Genomic DNA, 521 nt, shown 5'->3' with positions numbered 1-521 from the left:
ATCGGGACTTTCTAATCCCTTTTATTAAGCATCCGGTAAATTCATTTGCAATTGGAACTTGGATTGCAGGTGTTTCTGTCTTATGTAATGTATTTGTTAAATACTTCCCTACGATTATTCTTATTACGCAGGCAATGGCAATTTTAAATACATTTTTATGGCTGTTTTTTCTTTTTACTTGTTTCTACAACTTTCGCAGGTTATTTTTTGAAAATCAAAATTACCCTGTCCATGGAGTAATTCTGCTGTCAACAGTAGGTACACAGTCTATTATTCTGTTACTGAACAATGTATTCTTTCAATTTCCAACGTATTTTTCCGAGGCTATTATTGTTTTGGGATTTATGTTTTATTTAGCAGGAATCATATTAATCGGAAACCGTTACGTTCGGCAACATAATTGGACATTGATAAACGACTGGTCCAATACCAACTGTATAATTCATGGTGCACTATCCATCACTGGCCTGGCAATTGTTACTACAAACACCTTTACTCCGGCCTTTATAACTGTGTTTTGG

At 34.7% G+C, this 521-nt stretch carries 1 protein-coding gene; it reads left to right on the top strand.

The features are described from left to right. On the top strand, positions 1 to 521 hold a 521-nt coding region (locus AC3G7N_RS22600; RefSeq protein ID WP_489424337.1), incomplete at both ends, for a TDT family transporter.

This window comes from Virgibacillus carmonensis (assembly GCF_057836705.1).
This window is presented reverse-complemented; position numbering and strand designations above follow the sequence as displayed.